Origin of the sequence: Psychrobacter sp. Ps7 (genome assembly GCF_022129225.1) — a bacterium.
Lineage (GTDB): Bacteria > Pseudomonadota > Gammaproteobacteria > Pseudomonadales > Moraxellaceae > Psychrobacter > Psychrobacter immobilis_A.
Map to the genome: position 1 here is coordinate 1 of NZ_JADQAH010000002.1, position 16,829 is coordinate 16,829.

The window sequence follows — 16,829 nt, forward strand, 5'->3', positions numbered from 1 at the left end:
CCAGAACCAACCAATGAACAGCGCCGCATTATCTATCAAGCACGCCGCGGATTAAAAGAGTTAGACTTTTATATTGATCTTTATGTCAAAGAGATTTACTTAACGGCAGAGCCTGCTGAACAAGAGACGTTTGCAGAAATGCTGACTCATGAAGACCCTGATTTGTTGGATTATTTCACCAATCAAAATCGTCCAGAAAACGAAGAAATATGGGCGTTAGTCAATAAAATTAAGACATGGCGTCATACCAAAGATTTGACTTAAAGACTGATTTAGATATAAAAAATGGTTGTTCAGAGCTGGCATAGCTGGGCCTAAGTAACATAATGGTCTGCCGTTTTTTTTGGTGATAAAATATGACCTTGGCAAATTCGTTGCGTATTGATACGGCTATTCGGCCTGCCAGCTATTTGCGTTTGCTGCTTTATAGTGGGTTGACCGCCGTCATGGTTGTACTGGCGTGGCTTGCTTGTTTACTGTTATGGCAATATGTGCTTATTTTAATCGTTACCGCCGCGGTGATTATTTATTTGACATTATCACGACCCATACTGCTGCACCTGAGCCAACCACCACTTAGTCATCGTGTTGATCAACATTGGCAGCTACTGATCCGTACGAGTCGCGGTGATGAGCTATGGCAGGCACAATTAATCGCTGTCTCTGGATATAGCTGGGCGATAAGCTTTGAATTCAATGTTGTAGAGCCTTATCAGCGCTCTTTATCAGTGACCATCTTTCGAGATCAAGTGAGCCCTGAACAATGGCGAGAGTTGAATGTTTTGGCTAGATTATATTGAATATTCATAAATAGTGCTTATCAGTGCCATGGTCGAATGTTTAATATGTCTAAAATACACGCCGAAAATACGAGTTAAGGCAGTATTTTTTTATAGCACCCAATGAGCGGTTTTTTCCATGAATTTACGAACGCCTACATGTCATAACAAAACACCTATCTGGATAGCGAAAGAGATTTGTTATATTGCAAGAGAATTGTGAATCGCATAAGTAAATCACGCTGTTGCTTAATATATTAAATTAGCAGCGAAGTTTTTAGCGGTTTATAGATAATAAATAATATGACAAAAAGGAATCGAGAATGAGCTTATTAGGGAATTTGGTTAGTCAGGTGGCCCGTCGTGCGATGGATCCTGAAGATGCGCAGCGTAATCCTGTAAATCAACGCATTGATCCACGTCGTACAGGTGGTCTTGGGGATATATTGGGTAGCGTGCTCGGCGGTGGTAGTCAAACTGGAGGCTACAATCCACGCCAGTATGATCGTCAGCCAGACAATGGTTTTGGCTTAGATGATATTCTCGGTGGGTTAACAAGCGGTGGACTCACTGGTGGCAATCAACGTGGCGGCGTCAATTCTAATGCTGGTGCTGGTGGTTTGGGTGACATTTTAGGCAGCGTATTGGGTGGTCAGCGTACCAAAGGCGGATTCGGTGGTAAAGGTATGCTAATCGCTGCACTTATGCCAATGGTACTAAGCTGGATCAAACGCAATGGCGGCTTGAGTGGTGCATTATCTAAAATCACAGGCATGGGTTATGAAAACCAAGCGCGTTCTTGGATGAGTAACCAGCAAGACAATGACAACCTTGATCCAAATGATATCAGTCAGTTGTTCGATGAAAATGAGATTCAGCAGGTTGCAGCACATACTGGTGCTAATGACGTAGAAGTCCGTCAAGGTCTTGCTGAATTGCTGCCAGAAGTAATGAATCAGCTGACACCAAGTGGCAATTTGGATAATGAATCTGAAGCCAATGAAGAGATTGATCAAATCATCAATCAGTTATCTAGTCGATTAGGTGCGTTAAAATAAACTTATTTTTTGAAGAAAGTTGCAATCGTTAATGCCACAAAGTTAATACTATGAAAAAGAGTACGTTATCCAACGTGCTTTTTTTTATGGCTGTTAGTTTAACCCTACTATTGGTACTCAGTTACTGAATATTTACTCTTTATTCTAAATAGATATGTTAAAAATGGTGAATAATAGAAAAATAATTCTATAAATCTTATAAGATGGTCATATGATTCATTGAGTCTTTTGTCGCAGTGGCTACTTTGATGATCCTTTATATAATATGACTGCGTGATGGTATAAGCATTTATAAGGATAGTTAATCATGCCATTTAAGCCTATTCAAGCAGCGGTTGCCATTTTGGTCGGCTTGATCATTTGGTTTGTGATACCTGTGCCTACTGGCGTTACGCCTGAAGCATGGCACATGCTGGCGTTATTCATCGCCACTATTGTCGCCATCATCGGCAAAGTATTACCCATTGGTGCCATTGCTATCATTGCCGTCACCCTAGTCGCACTGACAGGCGTGACTAGTGATAGCCCAGCACAAGCCATTAGCGATGCACTATCAAGCTACTCAAGTCCGTTGATTTGGCTAATTGGTATTGCAGTCATGATATCGCGTGGCTTGATAAAAACGGGTTTGGGTCGGCGTATTGCCTATTATTTTATTTCTATTTTTGGTAAAAAAACCATCGGCGTGGCTTATTCTTTGACTGCGGCTGAATTGATGGTAGCACCCATTACGCCTTCTAATACGGCGCGTGGCGGCGGTATTATTCATCCTATTATGAAGTCTATCGCGCAAAGCTTTCATTCGACGCCAGAAGAAGGCACTCAAAATAAGATTGGTCGTTATTTGGCGATGGTGAACTATCATGCCAACCCGATTACTTCTGGGATGTTTATCACGGCTACTGCCCCCAATCCTTTGGTTGTAGATTTAGTGAATAAAGCTACAGGCGGTGATATTCAGCTGTCATGGACCACTTGGGCGGTGGCGATGTTTGTACCTGGTATGCTATGCCTGCTTGTGATGCCGTTAGTCATTTATATAATTTATCCCCCTGATGTTAAAATCACGCCCGATGCAAAAGGTTTTGCCAAGGACAATTTGGCAGAAATGGGAAAAATAAGTAGCCAAGAAAAGATCATGCTCGGGGTATTTGCTCTGATGCTGTTATTGTGGGCGAATATTCCCGCATTGATGTTAGGTGAGCAATATAGCGTCGATGCTACCACCACAGCATTTATTGGTTTGACGACCTTAATATTGACTGGGGTACTGACTTGGGACGATATTTTAAAAGAGAAGTCAGCATGGGATACCATTATTTGGTTTGGCGCCCTTATTATGATGGCCGCTTATCTTAATAAGCTTGGACTGATAAGCTGGTTCTCTGGCAATATCGAATCGATGATCGGCACGACTGGGCTTGGCTGGATAGGGGCTGTGACTATCTTGACCCTAGTATACTTATATATCCATTATTTCTTTGCTAGTACCACGGCTCACATTACTGCATTATTTGCAGCATTTTATGCGGTGGGTTTAAGCTTGGGTGCACCGCCGATGTTATATGCGCTGATCTTAGCCGCAGCGGGCAACATCATGATGACGCTTACGCATTATGCAACCGGTACTGCGCCAGTCATTTTTAACTCTGGTTATGTGACGTTAAGAGAGTGGTGGAGTATTGGCGCGATTATGAGTGTGGTCAATTTGGTCATCTGGATCGGTGCTGGTTTGATTTGGTGGAAAGTGCTCGGCTATTATTAATAGATCGCTCAAGTCATATTGTCTTATGTGCAGATGGGTGTTTTTAAAAAAGGTGAGGGTGGCTTAAAAGCGCTCATCTAACTTTTCGAGCGTATAATTGAGCGCGGCAAAACAGATATCGCTCTGAAAGCCTCGATATTGCAAAAACCGTAGCTGCTTTGCTTTGTCTTTTTGTTCAGTGGGGATGTCATCGCCGTACTTTTTAGTGCGCGCTGTGACCGCCAGTTTGAGCCAATCGATACCATCTACCAGATTATCTGCGCTATCATCTACAAACTCCCTAAACTCTTCTGACTCTGCATTTGCCATATCGATTAACTCATCGATATTACTGGGCATGGCAATTTTTTTACGATAAAACTCCTGCTTGATACGTCCTCGTCCCCGACCTTTACGGATATTTTCACGAATGAGCATGAGCGTCGTGCGATAATCACTTTGGTAGCCTTTTTCTTCAAACTCATCGAGTAGCGCATCAATTTTATCTGGGGCTTGCTCTTTATCAATAAGCTTTTGCTTAAGCTCAGCCTTGCCGTACTCACGGCGCGATAAATAATAAAAAGCTAACCAACGCAAGCGGCTTTCGGCTTTGATCTCATCTATTTCTGCTTGTCGTTGTTCAGGCGTGCGCAGATAGGCTTTAAGAGCAGCAGGTAGGTTATCCATCTGACTGTCGACTGTGCTGTGCGCAGAAGTGTTGGTAATGGCAGCATCGGTTGTATACTGTGATTCTTTGTTAAATTCATTATCAGTAGCCGCGCTATCGTCTGGTTCACTATGAATATTTTGTTTAACTTCAGCCAGCATCTCTTTGATACTTTGCGCTTCTGGTTGCTGATAAGCAGGCACATCACTAGGCTCAGGGCTAAAGTTAGCCGCTGGGTGAAAACGCTTTTTACGTTTCTTGGTTTTAGCAGGATTTCTATTGGTAGAAGGGGGTGCGTCAACGGATTCTACTGCAAATTCAGCATCGTCAGATAATGAATGGTTTTCATGATAGTAAGTTGAATGCTTACGTGTCTTAGTTGTTTTTTTAGGATCGCCTTGATAGGAATGCTGAGAAAATTTGGAGGATTCAGAGTGTTTGGAAGATTTGGACGGTTTTTTTGATTTGATAGTAGGACTACTCGCTGAATCGGCATCGGATTCAGCGAGTATTTCAGCTAAGGTTTTAATGTTCATAACAATTTAATTTTCATAACAAGTCATGATTATTGATAACGGTTAATCATTGCGCCGTTATTGTACAGGATCAGAAACCAACGCTTCATTGGCTTTATCTTCGGCTTTAATCTCTTTCTTTGATCCAAGCTTTTCTTCACGGATTTTAGCTTCGATTTCTTGCGCAATCGCAGGGTTTTCTTTTAAGAACAGCACAGAATTGGCTTTACCTTGACCAATTTTTTCGTCGCCATAGCTATACCAAGAGCCTGCTTTGCCAACTGCACCAATTTCAACACCCAAGTCAATCACTTCGGCTAAGTGGTTGGTACCTTCACCATAAGTAATTTCAAACTCTGCTTGGCGGAAAGGCGGTGCCATTTTGTTTTTGATAACTTTGACACGGGTTTGGTTACCGATGATTTCATCACCATTTTTGACCGCACCGATACGGCGGATATCCATACGTACAGAGGCGTAGAATTTCAGTGCGTTACCACCAGTCGTGGTCTCAGGGCTACCAAACATCACACCAATTTTCATACGGATTTGGTTGATAAATACCACCATACAGTTTGAGCGTTTGGCGTTGCCTGTGATTTTACGTAGGGCTTGGCTCATAAGACGCGCTTGCAAACCCATATGTGAGTCGCCCATCTCGCCTTCAATCTCTGCGCGCGGCGTCAAGGCAGCAACTGAGTCAATGACGATCATATCGATAGCACCAGAGCGCACAAGCATATCGGTAATTTCAAGTGCTTGCTCACCATTATCAGGCTGAGAAAGTAATAGCTCGTCAGTGTTTACACCAAGTTTGCGCGCATAAACAGGATCAAGCGCGTGCTCAGCATCGATAAAGGCGCAGGTGCCGCCTTGTTTTTGACATTCTGCAATCGCCTGTAGCGTCATGGTCGTTTTACCTGAGCTTTCTGGGCCATAAATCTCTACGATACGGCCTTTTGGTAGACCACCAATGCCAAGTGCAATGTCCAGACCCAACGAACCTGTTGATACTACATCGACATCCATAATAGCTGAGTCGTCACCTAAATGCATGATGGTGTTCTTACCAAACTGCTTTTCAATTTGACCTAGTGCTGCTTTAAGGGCTTTGGCTTTATTGTCGTCCATACTGGATTCCTTGTCTTCAATCATTGGTTAAAACTATAAATTTGGTATGATAAATAAAATGTTTGTAGCTAAGAAGGTTAACGGCTCAATAGTATTGATGGCTATCTACATAATAGGCAGCGTTCGTTCAATGTCTATCTAGGATGAATGGGTTAGGGTATCGATGGTGTAGACAGTAATATAGGATATATCACTCTACTATACAGTAAAATCAAATAACGATAAAAGTAAAATTAAGTTCATAATCAGCGCCAACAGATGTAATTTGTAGGTAACATTATGCTCGTTGAGCCTTAACTGTTTGCTAAAATGCGGTTGATCAGATAAGGTGATTATAACAAAAACCAAGGAGCATATAGAAGATTAGATGATGCTAAACGACACTAACTGTCGCATTGTATATAAGTGATAACTTGTGTAATCTAGTTGCTGAATACATCCTAATTTTGGATAGGATGATGCTGCCCTTTGTCAATAGCATTAAAAGTTGTCCACAAGAAATAAAGCGTCTAAATTTAGCTTTTGTGAAACATCAGTGAGGATTAATTTAATTTAAAAATATATTGAAAATAAATTACAGTATTATGAAATACAGTTTAACTTACTGATTTAAAAGGTTTTTTAAATTGTATAAAAAATGAACGATTTTACCTCATCCTTTGAGCTATCTAGGGAAATTGTTGTCAAGTGCGTACTTATGCACAGGGTTATCCACAGCTTATGGGGAGAACTCATGAATCCCTTATACTATCAATGTTTGAGTAGGTAGGTGACTTGTGAGTGTGGCGCTGGAATATATTTTTTACCCCTATATGTAGCGTTATTTATTTAAAAATTCTATGACAATAGACGATGTTTCACGTATTAAAAAAATTTATTATTTTTAATAAAAATACTTATAGCTTGTCTATTAAGGGTTGTAGCTGAAAAAAATCAAATAATATTGTCATTAGATAATTTGCAAGCACAAAAAAGCGGCTAAATAATTTAGCCGCTATGTAGAAGTCACCGAAGATAAGTGAGCCAAATCTAGTCTTTAATATAGATTAAATCCCAAACGCCATGTCCACTATTTATACCGCGGCGCTCAAATTTGGTCATTGGACGAAAGTCAGGGCGGTCGGTGAAGTGACCTGCGCCTGCTTGATTGGTTAAATCAGTAAAACCGTCTAATACTTCAACCATCCAAAAGGCGTAATTCTCCCAGTCGGTTGCGGTATGGAACCAGCCGCCTTGCTTTAGACTACGAGTCACAATCGCCATGCGTTCAGCACTGACGAAGCGGCGTTTGTGATGGCGTTTTTTTTGCCATGGGTCAGGGAAGTAAAGCTGGATACGATCAATATGGTTTTCTGGTAGTTGCTTGAGCAATTGGATGGCATCACCGTTGATGATTTTGACATTGGTTAGCGCTTGCGTACCTGCCATATAGGCGCATTTACCGATACCTGGCTCGTGCACTTCGATACCAACGAAATTGCGGCTAGGTTCTGCTGCCGCCATCTCAATGAACGAATCACCCAGTCCAAAACCGATCTCTAAAGTAAGCGGTGCTTCACTACCGTTAGGGCTATCAGCGAATAGCGTTCGTAGATTGTCAATACCATCAAGATTGCCATCACCGAAACTGTTATTGACCAGATACTCAGCAAATTCTGGCGCGGTTAGTGCCAGTTCGGCATTTTTATTCATGTGCGTACGTCGTTTCATAAAGGTGTTGACGATACGTAGATGTTTGCTTTCTTCAGGCTCACTCTCATTACTAATACTGGCTTCAATGCCAATATCAGTATTGCTTTCGGTGTTAGTGCTGAGGACTTTTTGCTCATCAGTAGTATTCGTACTATCGATGTTATCATTAATATCAGGATGTTGACTCATAGGATTGACAAGGCTTAATAAAATGGGTGATGTATGCTTATTATAAGTTAAATCTATACAGCTGTGAACGCACAATCCTTTTTTAATATTGTTATCGCTGATCCAGCATAAAAGAATGAAAGCGTTGACCTTGTTTGACGTATCACATATAGATTGCCATTCGGCTGCCTTGACGCTCTTTTACATTGAATTAGCGGTATTTATCTGTCGTTTTACTGTTCTGCACATCGGTTTTGGCGTTATCATATAAAGTGAGTAATGGATTTAAATTTTTCTTCATCGTTAATAGGGGTCATCTATGCTATTTATCGAGACGGATTCGCCGCCCCCTTTTTACCAAGAACAGCTGACTCCTGCTAAGCGTACACAACTTGATAAATGGTTCATCGGTCACCGTAGCCAGCATTATTATCTAAAACGCTTTGAGCAGTTCGATGCACAAGGTTATCTTTCGCCAAAATGGCATTGGGCAGCATTTTTTGTGACGTTTCCTTGGCTCCTCTATCGCAAACGCTATATGGATGCGATTGTCTATAGCGTGGCTGGCTGGTCGTTTATTCAGCTCAATGTGGCACTGGTATTGGTTGCGTTTGAATTTTTGGCAATGTCCTTCATCCCTGATGCTTACCAGATGGCGACACGCATAGGTATAGCCGCGATCATTTGGTTATTTTGGTCGTTCATGGTGGCGCGTTGGACGGATGCGTATTATTACCGCATGGCGCGACGTGAGATTGCAGATGCTATCGATGATTATCCGCGTGATGAAGCAGCGCAAAAGGTGCATCTGCGCCGAGAAGGTGGGGTCAGTTTATTTGGGTTAGGATTGGGGTTTGGTATTTTTGCTTTTGCTTTAATGGTCATTAAGATACAGTTTCTGCCAATTATTGCCAAGCCAAAAGCCAATGAAGTGCTGTTCGATGCGTATGATATAGCCAAAACGGCACAAAATCGTGTGGCACTGATTTATCAACAGACAGGGCAATGTCCAATGGATTTGCCTATCGATACAGGCACTCAGCAGATACGAATTGATATCGATAAAGAGGCCGCTGGCGTAGTAGAAACGGATTGTGCAGTCATTGCGACCATACAAAATGTTCAGTTCCCTATCCGCTATCTAAATCAGCAGACACTGGTTTTTTACCATGTGCCAGACAGCGATAGTTGGAACTGTACAAGTTCACTAAATAAGAAACTGGCACCAGCAAGCTGTATGCCCGATTAGGGCATGTTTGATGATTTAACCATGACACTGACTATTTGTGAATCATCAAACACGCTTTAAAATATATAAATATTTAGGTGTTAGAGTCAGTTGCAACGTCGTCCTTTTTATCAACGGGTGTTGCTTTACTTTTCAACGCGTCATAAAAATCCGTTAAGTCCATTTTTCGGGCTTTATCAATGTCTTCATCAAACAAGCTTTCTAGCTCTGCTATCGCTGATTGTGCGGATTCAATCATGCTGGCTTCATCATCATAGATCGCTTGCTGACGTTCAATCAAGTCATCGTCGTAATCACGGAAAGTTTGCACCGTCTCACGCGCTTTTTCTGGTGAGATGCCAAGCAATTGTAGAGACTCACGTGACATATCCAAGGATGATAGGTAAGTCTCACGCCAAATATGACGCACACCGACCTCACGCAATCGATAATAATGCTGACGGTCACGTGCCCGTGCCAAGACAATCAAGTCTGGATAGTTTTTACGTAAGTATTGAGCCGTGGTGATAGAGCGCTCTAAATCATCGATGGCTAAAATAAACACACGGGCCTTTTTAATGCCAGCTGCGCGTAATATCTCAGGGTTTTTTGGGTCGCCGTAATAGACTTGGTTACCAAATTTACGAACGAAATCGACACGATTCGCTGAGCGTTCAATGGCGGTAAATTCGATGTTATGCATGCGTAGTACACGACCGATAATCTGACCGACGCGCCCAAAGCCAGCAATAATGACTTGATGTTCATGATCGGGAATGGCATCGTATTCTCGGCTGGGTTTGCTTTTGGCAAATAAAGGCTCACCGATTTTCTCAAGTAACAAAAATGCCAGCGGTGTGAGCGCCATGGAGATAGTGACGATAAGGTTCAGGGTGTTGGCAAGCTCAGGTCGCAACACATTTTGAGCAGTAGCGACACTGAATAAAACAAAAGCAAATTCACCACCTTGAGCGAGCGTTACACCCAGTCTGATACTGGTTGGCCAGCGATTGCCTGATATCTTTGCAATGGCGGTAATGACACCAAATTTGATAGCCATCAATGCCATTGCACAGCCGATGATAAAGATAGGTTTTGCCAAGATAAGTTTGACATCAGTCAGCATGCCGACCGACATGAAAAACAAGCCAAGTAGCAATCCTTTAAACGGCTCAATACTGGCTTCTAGCTCATGGCGATACTCAGAATCTGCGAGCAGTACCCCTGTCAAAAAAGCACCCAATGCCATCGATAAACCAATTTGACCCATCAAAATAGACACACCCATCACGATAAATAGCGCAACGGCGGTCAGCAGTTCTGATGCACCACTAGAGGCTACAAACTTAAAGAAGGGACGAACGACATAACGACTAGCAAAAATCAGTCCAGCAAAAACCGCAAAAACTTTGCCAAAATAAATCAAATCATAACTTTGTTCGCGCACCCCTGATAGGAAAGGAATGACGGCTAGCAAAGGGATAACTGCAATATCTTGGAATAATAAAATCGTGAACGCTTCACGACCGTGGGTGCTAGAAAGCTGCTGTTTTTCCGTCAGTATTTGTAGTACAAAAGCTGTGGAAGACAAGGCAAGGCCAAAACCGACGATAAAAGCAGTATCGAGCTGTAAGCCAAAAATTTGATGTAACAGCCCCATTAATAATGTGCCAGTCAGACCAACTTGCAAACCACCGAGGACAAATATCGAACGCCGCAGTGCCCATAATCGTGAGGGTTGCAGTTCAAGCCCGATAATGAATAGCAGCATGACCACGCCAAACTCAGAGAAGTGCAACAAGCTCTCAGCATCGCCTGCGACGTCCAGACCACTGGGCCCCAATATCAATCCTGTAATGAGATAACCTAAGACCGTCGCAATGCCAAAACGTTTACCAAGGGGTACAAAGAGCAGGGCTGCTCCTAAGAAGATTGTAGCTTGTAACATTAAATTTGGTGAGCCGGTGGCGGCAGCGAACATCTGGAATCCTTAGCAATCATGATAAAATAAGCGGTACAATTTGGGCATGGCAAAAATAAAAAATCTTAGCATACGTTATTTTTTACGATAAATCTTCCACACACCATTATCGGCAAGTGGATTGTTATAAGCATCGTTACGGCGCTTACGCGGGGTCTGGCGACTGTCTACGATTTTGAAATCGGGCAGCGCATGGACGATAAGCCCCGTTCGATAAAAACGTACGCGTTCAGGCTCCAGCATCTCGCCCTTGCTATCACGGCAAAATACATAGGCGCGCAAATCAATAAATTCACGATGCGCCACCAAACGCGCCTCATCATCATTATCAAATACTGCACTCATACGCGCAATTTCATCAGCACTATAATCACCACACTTATCAGTAAGCGCACCGACCGAACCGAAGCTTTTCGATTCTTTTGCACGGGTCTTGGTCAAATGTAGCCTTTGCACATGATAGATAAATTGCGGTATCTCAAGGCTGGCTGGTAGCGGCAGATGATCGGGCGGTAGGTTGGCCGCAGGATAAAACGCCATGGCGCGCTCAAGCAGATTATGCCAACGCTGCTGATATGCTTGGACTTCGGCGATATTGCCTTCATAAATTGGCATATCACGAATTTGACGCAAAATATCAGGCGGAAACTGCTCATCTCGAAAGCTGGCAATGTCTTCTTGCAATGTTGATAACAATGCTTTGGCATGCTTTTTACCCTCTGCTGAGATAGGGTCATCAATGTGGCTTGGAGCAATAAAAGGAGCTGAGCGTCTCGACATGGCAGAAAATAATCCATTAGTGGTAAATTGGGTGTTTCAGCTTTAAGTATACAGAATTTATATGAAAAATATGGCGGCGTGGCTAAATTTCCCATCATTTTTAACATGCCATTACAATGCTAAAAATCGGCGTGATATAAGCTTATTTAAAATAAAGCTTGTTTATGTCGGCGCATAAGAAGTTATGTTCATGCACGATGATTCGTCCGCTGATAGTAAGTTGCGCGGATTATTGAATATTTTTAGCAAACTAATTTTAAGGGTTTTCGGGGCAGGACTGACGTATGAGATTTTTGGATTCGAATCATATTCTTATCGTTGGGGTTAGGTATTTGGTTAATAACAGCGCTTTGGCTAATTTGGTGCATATGGCGTTATGATTGCCACCACTTGATAAAACGTCGCTAATCAATCATAGACGACGTTTGAATTGATATTTAAATGAAGAATGGTCTTTTCAATTTTTAATGTCTGACTTTCAAAGTCTGATTTTCAATGTCTCATGCTTAATGATTGTGACCAATATGATTATTACCCTCTGTTTGTTGTTCTGAGATGTCGCAGACCAGCGCATCGCTATGTGCCTCAGTTTGCGGATGTGATGCGCTTTCTACCTGAATGGTCGCATGATGGATGCCGAGCTCAAGCAAGCTTTGTTCTAAATTGGCAATCAATATGCTTGATTCATGAATACTTATCTCGCCATCGACAACGACGTGACAAGACAACGCATTTAGACCACTGGTAATACTCCAAACATGCAAATCATGGACTTCTTGTACTTGCGGATGGGTAAGCAGTTTTTTTTCGACATCCACTAAGGATATGCCTTCTGGCGTGCCTTCCATCAAAATATGTACGGAATCACGCACGACACGATAACCACTAAATAATATCAGTATCGCGACAATCACCGAGGCCGCTGCATCCGCCCAAACCCAGCCGAAGCTCATCATCAAAAGCGCGGCAACAATAGCGGCAACCGAACCCATTAAGTCACTCAATACATGCAGGTAAGCACTTTGCATATTAAGGTTAACTGGTTTTTTACTCGCATTTTTTCCTTGAGTGTCTTCATTACTGTCTTTGTGACTACCAGCATGACTGTGACCATGTGTATCTCCACCACGACTGCCTCGATGCATCAGCCAAGCGACCAAAATGTTGACCAACATACCGATAGTAGCAACGATAAGCATGCCTTGGGTAGCAATTTCAGGCGGTGAATTAAATCGCTTAATCGCCTCATAAAAAATCATTAGCGCAATAATGACCAGCGTCGCACCATTGACTGTTGCGACTAAAATCTCAAAGCGTTTATAACCAAACGTCTTTTGATGAGTGGCTGCTTTTTCACCAATCTTAAAGGCCATTAACGTCGCGCCAAGTGCGATTGCATCACTTAGCATGTGACCTGCATCAGATAATAGCGCCAAACTGCCAGTCAGCCAGCCACCGATGGCTTCAATAAACATATAGCCTGTGATAATGATAAAGCTGAACAGCAAAGTACGCTGATAGCCCTTGGTATCTCGCGGGGCTGTTGTTTGCTCTAAGTGTTCATCGTGATCGTGAGAGGCTTGATTGTCATGAGTGTAGTTGCTCTCATCCTCTTTATGCAGATGGTTAGCCACATTAACAGTATCATTCTGATGAGAATGATTGCCTTGTTCAGCGTTTGATTTATTTTGACTCATAACAACACTCAGAATGACAGAAGAGGAAATTTGATTGCTTATAAGGCTGGGCTTGCTGTACGCGGACTAGCCAGATATAAAGAATTTAGCATATTTAATAAATGCTTGCTGTATCTAGGCAGTAAACCATTGGTTACTATTTCGAATAGCGTTCTTTAGGGTGTGTCCTCAATTCAATCAACTATCCTCTAAATGGGCACAAGCCCTAGTAGCGGACAGCGATAAAGTGATAATCCGAATTGAAGAGTGATGGTTAGGTGTTGGCGGCTACCAACCAACAGGGTCGATATCCAAAGTGAGTTTAAGGTACTTGGTACTTGGCAAGGTCAGTACGGGCTGCCACCAGTGCTGTAATATATGATGTAATTGCTGTCGATTTTTGCCTAAAAGTAGCAATTGCACATGGTAACGGCTATTCTTTTTGCTCATTGGTGCATCGATAGGTCCTAGTACGGCGAGATTATGACCATTTGGCAAAATGGCAATCGCATCTTTAAGGGCTTGCGTCGTGGCGGCAAGGGTTTTGCCTTCACAGCGTATCAGGGCAGCATGACTATGCGGCGGTAAACCCATCATTTTACGCTCTTGCAATAGCTCGCGAGCAAAAGACAAATAACCATCTTTGACCAATTTTAATAACAGCTCATTGTCAGGTTGCAATGTTTGAATGAGTACGCGCCCCGATTTATCACCACGACCGGCACGCCCTGCGACTTGAATCATGAGCTGCGCAGTATGTTCCGGCGAGCGAAAGTCGGCTGATAAAAAGCCACGATCAGCATTGGGTAAGCAGACAAGCGTAACATTGGGGAAATGATGACCTTTGGCGACCATCTGCGTGCCAACCAAGATGGCAGGATTGCCTTGATTGATACGCTGATAGATATTCTCCCAGCTGTCTTTACGCCTGGTGGTATCGCGATCGATTTGGATAATGGGGTAAAGCTCTTTGCTGGTTTGCGGATTGGCAAAAATCGCATGCAGGTTTTCGCTGAGCCTTGTCGTGCCCATCCCTTTGGCATCCAAATTTTGACTGCCACAATCAGGGCAAACTTTTGGAATATAAGCTTGCCAGTCGCAGTGGTGGCATTTTAAATAGGAGCTACTATAAGCGTTGTGTTGGGAATGGCTATTATAATGAACGGTTAAATGCGCGTCGCAGCGCGGACAATCTGCCTGCCAACCGCAAGCTTCGCATAGCAAAACTGGCGCATAGCCGCGACGGTTTAAAAATATTAATACTTGATCGCCCGCTTCTAGCGTTTGCCGTATTGCCCCAATCAGCGCATCGGTCAGCCCAGTATCATAGCGCGCGCCGTCGTCCGTCGTTTGCTGATGAGTACTTTGCAGGCGCGCATCAATCAGCTGCATGGTCGCAAGCTTCGCATTACCGGGACGAGTTTGCAGTTGGCACTCCACCAGCTTACCGTCATTGACCAGTTTTAGATGCTCAAGAGATGGCGTCGCCGTACCCAGTACGACAGGGATATTGGCTTGTAGTCCGCGATAAAGTGCCACGTCGGCGGCATGATATCGCAAGGTATCTTGCTGCTTATAAGAGCCATCATGCGCTTCATCAACGACAATTAAGCCCAAATCTGCAAAAGGATATAGCACCGCTGAGCGTGTCCCAATAATGATTTGAGCGTGACCGGTACGGCAGTCTTGCCAGCCTTGTAAGCGATGAGTATTGTTCATGCCAGAATGCAATAAGACAATGTGAGCGGCAAAGCGACTGGCGAAACGCGCGCGCGTTTGCGGTGTCAATCCAATCTCTGGTACCAAAATCAACACCTGCTTGCCAGCTTCCAATACGGCTTGCATCGCTTGCAGATAGACTTCTGTCTTGCCACTACCAGTGATGCCATTTAATAAAAATCCCGTGTAGCGATTGGCTTCATGAGCCGCAATAATGGCGGTAACGGCGAGTTGTTGCTCGTTATTGAGATCAAGGGGCATTTTCGCTAATTTAACAGGCGCAGGTGCTTGTTTGGTCTGAATATAGCGCTCGATTAAACCTTTGTCTTCGAGCGCCTTTAAAAAACTCCTCTCCATGCCCTCTAGCAATAAAACATCTTCACTCGCGCCGCGCTCGCCATGCAGCTTAAGCATATCAAATTGTTGTTTTTGTTTTTTGGCGTTGGCACGAAAGTCATCGTCGCTTACCTGCGGCAAAATTCGCCAATGGGTAATCAGTAAATCCAGCGGCTTACCTTGACGAACGAGCGTTGGCAGCATGACTGCTAAAACGTCACCAAGTGGGTAGTAATAATAACGCGCCAGCCAATGTGCCAGCTTTAGCATACTGGCGTCCAAAATAGGCTCAGCATCCAAGCATTTATTGATAGGTTTTAGCTTATTAAGTGGCACGCTGCTATTTGCTTCTGGAATATGAGCGACGACGATACCGATTAAAGTTTGACGACCAAAGGATACTTCGACACGGCAGCCAATATGAGGTAAAGAAGGGCTTGAGAAGGCGTTTATATCTGCTGGTATGCTATAGTCAAATACCCGATAAAGGGGCACGGGTAGAGCAACTTGTACCAACATAGAATGCGTTCCCAGTTTCAGGTAAATGGTTTTTGGATAAACAGTTTTTAGATAAATGGTCTTTAGATAACCAGCTTTTAGATATCTAGATTGTAATATTGATAAGAATAATAGCAATAAGCCCAAATATTGATATTTGGGCTTACTTTGGCCTTACTTTTTAGCAGTGGCTTTTTTGGCGTAATGACTTGAGAATTAAGTACGTCTATGTATTAAGCCTTACCATTTACATGATGATATGGCTTAAGTTACTCAATATATAAAATTGACTCAATCTCGACCACACCGCCTTTAGGTAACGCCGCTACTTGGACGGCTGCACGGGCAGGATATGGCTCGCTCAAATTGGCAACGAACACGTCGTTTAGTGCCGCAAAATCATTCAAGTCCGTTAATGACACGTTAAATTTAACCACGTCATTTAAGCTGCCACCAGCCGCTTCACAGATGGCTTTGATGTTTTCGAACACTTGCTCAGCCTGTGCTTTAAAACCTTCTTTTAATTCCATGGTATCAGGGTCAAAACCCAACTGTCCTGAAATATAGACGGTGTTACCGACTTTGACGGCTTGTGAATAAGTACCAACGGCAGCAGGGGCTTTATCAGTTTGAATGGTTTGACGAGTCATATTATATCCTTTTTATCTTTTTCTGGTTTAGTAGGTAAGGGCGCATTATTCATCATTTACATTTTGGTTTTCACCTTGCAAATGATGACACGCTCTATGTTTATTTGTTAAAAATCAAAAAACACAGTTTATCATTATTTCAGGTCTTTCTAAAATTTTCTAAATCCATTATTCAATGTTCTATTGAGTGAGTGTTGGTGGCGATGT

General features: G+C 43.0%; 13 protein-coding genes. 5 read left to right on the forward strand and 8 right to left on the reverse strand.

Annotated elements, in window-relative coordinates:
- The 4 genes from I3257_RS01005 to I3257_RS01020 all read left to right on the forward strand — a co-directional run.
- A partial coding sequence (locus I3257_RS01005) for a succinate dehydrogenase assembly factor 2 (RefSeq protein WP_238048526.1) occupies window positions 1–264 on the forward strand: 264 nt, incomplete at its 5' end.
- A 92-nt stretch (window positions 265–356) separates the two neighbouring features.
- On the forward strand, window positions 357–800 hold the full coding sequence (locus I3257_RS01010) for a hypothetical protein (protein WP_238048527.1): 444 nt from the start codon (window positions 357–359) through the stop codon (window positions 798–800).
- A 302-nt stretch (window positions 801–1,102) separates the two neighbouring features.
- Window positions 1,103–1,837, forward strand: coding sequence for a YidB family protein (locus I3257_RS01015; RefSeq protein ID WP_238048528.1), 735 nt, complete (start codon window positions 1,103–1,105; stop codon window positions 1,835–1,837).
- Window positions 1,838–2,144: 307 nt separating this feature from the next.
- Window positions 2,145–3,602, forward strand: a complete 1,458-nt coding sequence (locus tag I3257_RS01020; protein WP_238048529.1) for an anion permease — start codon at window positions 2,145–2,147, stop codon at window positions 3,600–3,602.
- 63 nt (window positions 3,603–3,665) lie between these two features.
- Here the strand turns inward: I3257_RS01020 and I3257_RS01025 are convergent, their stop codons facing one another.
- The 3 genes from I3257_RS01025 to trmB form a co-directional block, all read right to left on the reverse strand.
- Window positions 3,666–4,784 (reverse strand): regulatory protein RecX, encoded by a 1,119-nt coding sequence (locus I3257_RS01025; RefSeq protein ID WP_238048530.1) that lies wholly within the window; start codon window positions 4,782–4,784, stop codon window positions 3,666–3,668.
- A gap of 57 nt (window positions 4,785–4,841) precedes the next feature.
- Window positions 4,842–5,894: a recombinase RecA gene (gene recA / locus I3257_RS01030; protein WP_201560657.1), complete on the reverse strand. Its 1,053-nt coding sequence runs from the start codon at window positions 5,892–5,894 to the stop codon at window positions 4,842–4,844.
- A gap of 1,029 nt (window positions 5,895–6,923) precedes the next feature.
- A complete protein-coding gene (trmB, locus tag I3257_RS01035; RefSeq protein WP_238048531.1) occupies window positions 6,924–7,775 on the reverse strand; it encodes a tRNA (guanosine(46)-N7)-methyltransferase TrmB in 852 nt (283 codons plus the stop codon).
- A gap of 298 nt (window positions 7,776–8,073) precedes the next feature.
- Here trmB and I3257_RS01040 point away from each other — a divergent pair, with 298 nt between their 5' ends.
- Entirely contained in the window at window positions 8,074–9,003 is a 930-nt protein-coding gene (locus I3257_RS01040; RefSeq protein WP_045444200.1) for a DUF2628 domain-containing protein, read from the forward strand.
- A 73-nt stretch (window positions 9,004–9,076) separates the two neighbouring features.
- Here I3257_RS01040 and I3257_RS01045 read toward each other — a convergent pair whose 3' ends face one another.
- The 5 genes from I3257_RS01045 to I3257_RS01065 form a co-directional block, all read right to left on the reverse strand.
- The gene (locus tag I3257_RS01045) at window positions 9,077–10,963 is read right to left on the reverse strand and encodes a monovalent cation:proton antiporter-2 (CPA2) family protein (protein ID WP_238048532.1); all 1,887 of its coding nucleotides are present in this window, start codon (window positions 10,961–10,963) and stop codon (window positions 9,077–9,079) included.
- Between the two features lie 75 nt (window positions 10,964–11,038).
- A complete protein-coding gene (locus I3257_RS01050; protein ID WP_238048533.1) occupies window positions 11,039–11,743 on the reverse strand; it encodes a hypothetical protein in 705 nt (234 codons plus the stop codon).
- A gap of 506 nt (window positions 11,744–12,249) precedes the next feature.
- Window positions 12,250–13,440: a cation diffusion facilitator family transporter gene (locus I3257_RS01055; RefSeq protein ID WP_238048534.1), complete on the reverse strand. Its 1,191-nt coding sequence runs from the start codon at window positions 13,438–13,440 to the stop codon at window positions 12,250–12,252.
- 267 nt (window positions 13,441–13,707) lie between these two features.
- Entirely contained in the window at window positions 13,708–15,993 is a 2,286-nt protein-coding gene (locus I3257_RS01060) for a primosomal protein N' (protein ID WP_238048535.1), read from the reverse strand.
- 248 nt (window positions 15,994–16,241) lie between these two features.
- Window positions 16,242–16,622, reverse strand: coding sequence for a RidA family protein (locus I3257_RS01065; protein ID WP_045444211.1), 381 nt, complete (start codon window positions 16,620–16,622; stop codon window positions 16,242–16,244).
- Between the last annotated feature and the right edge of the window lie 207 nt (window positions 16,623–16,829).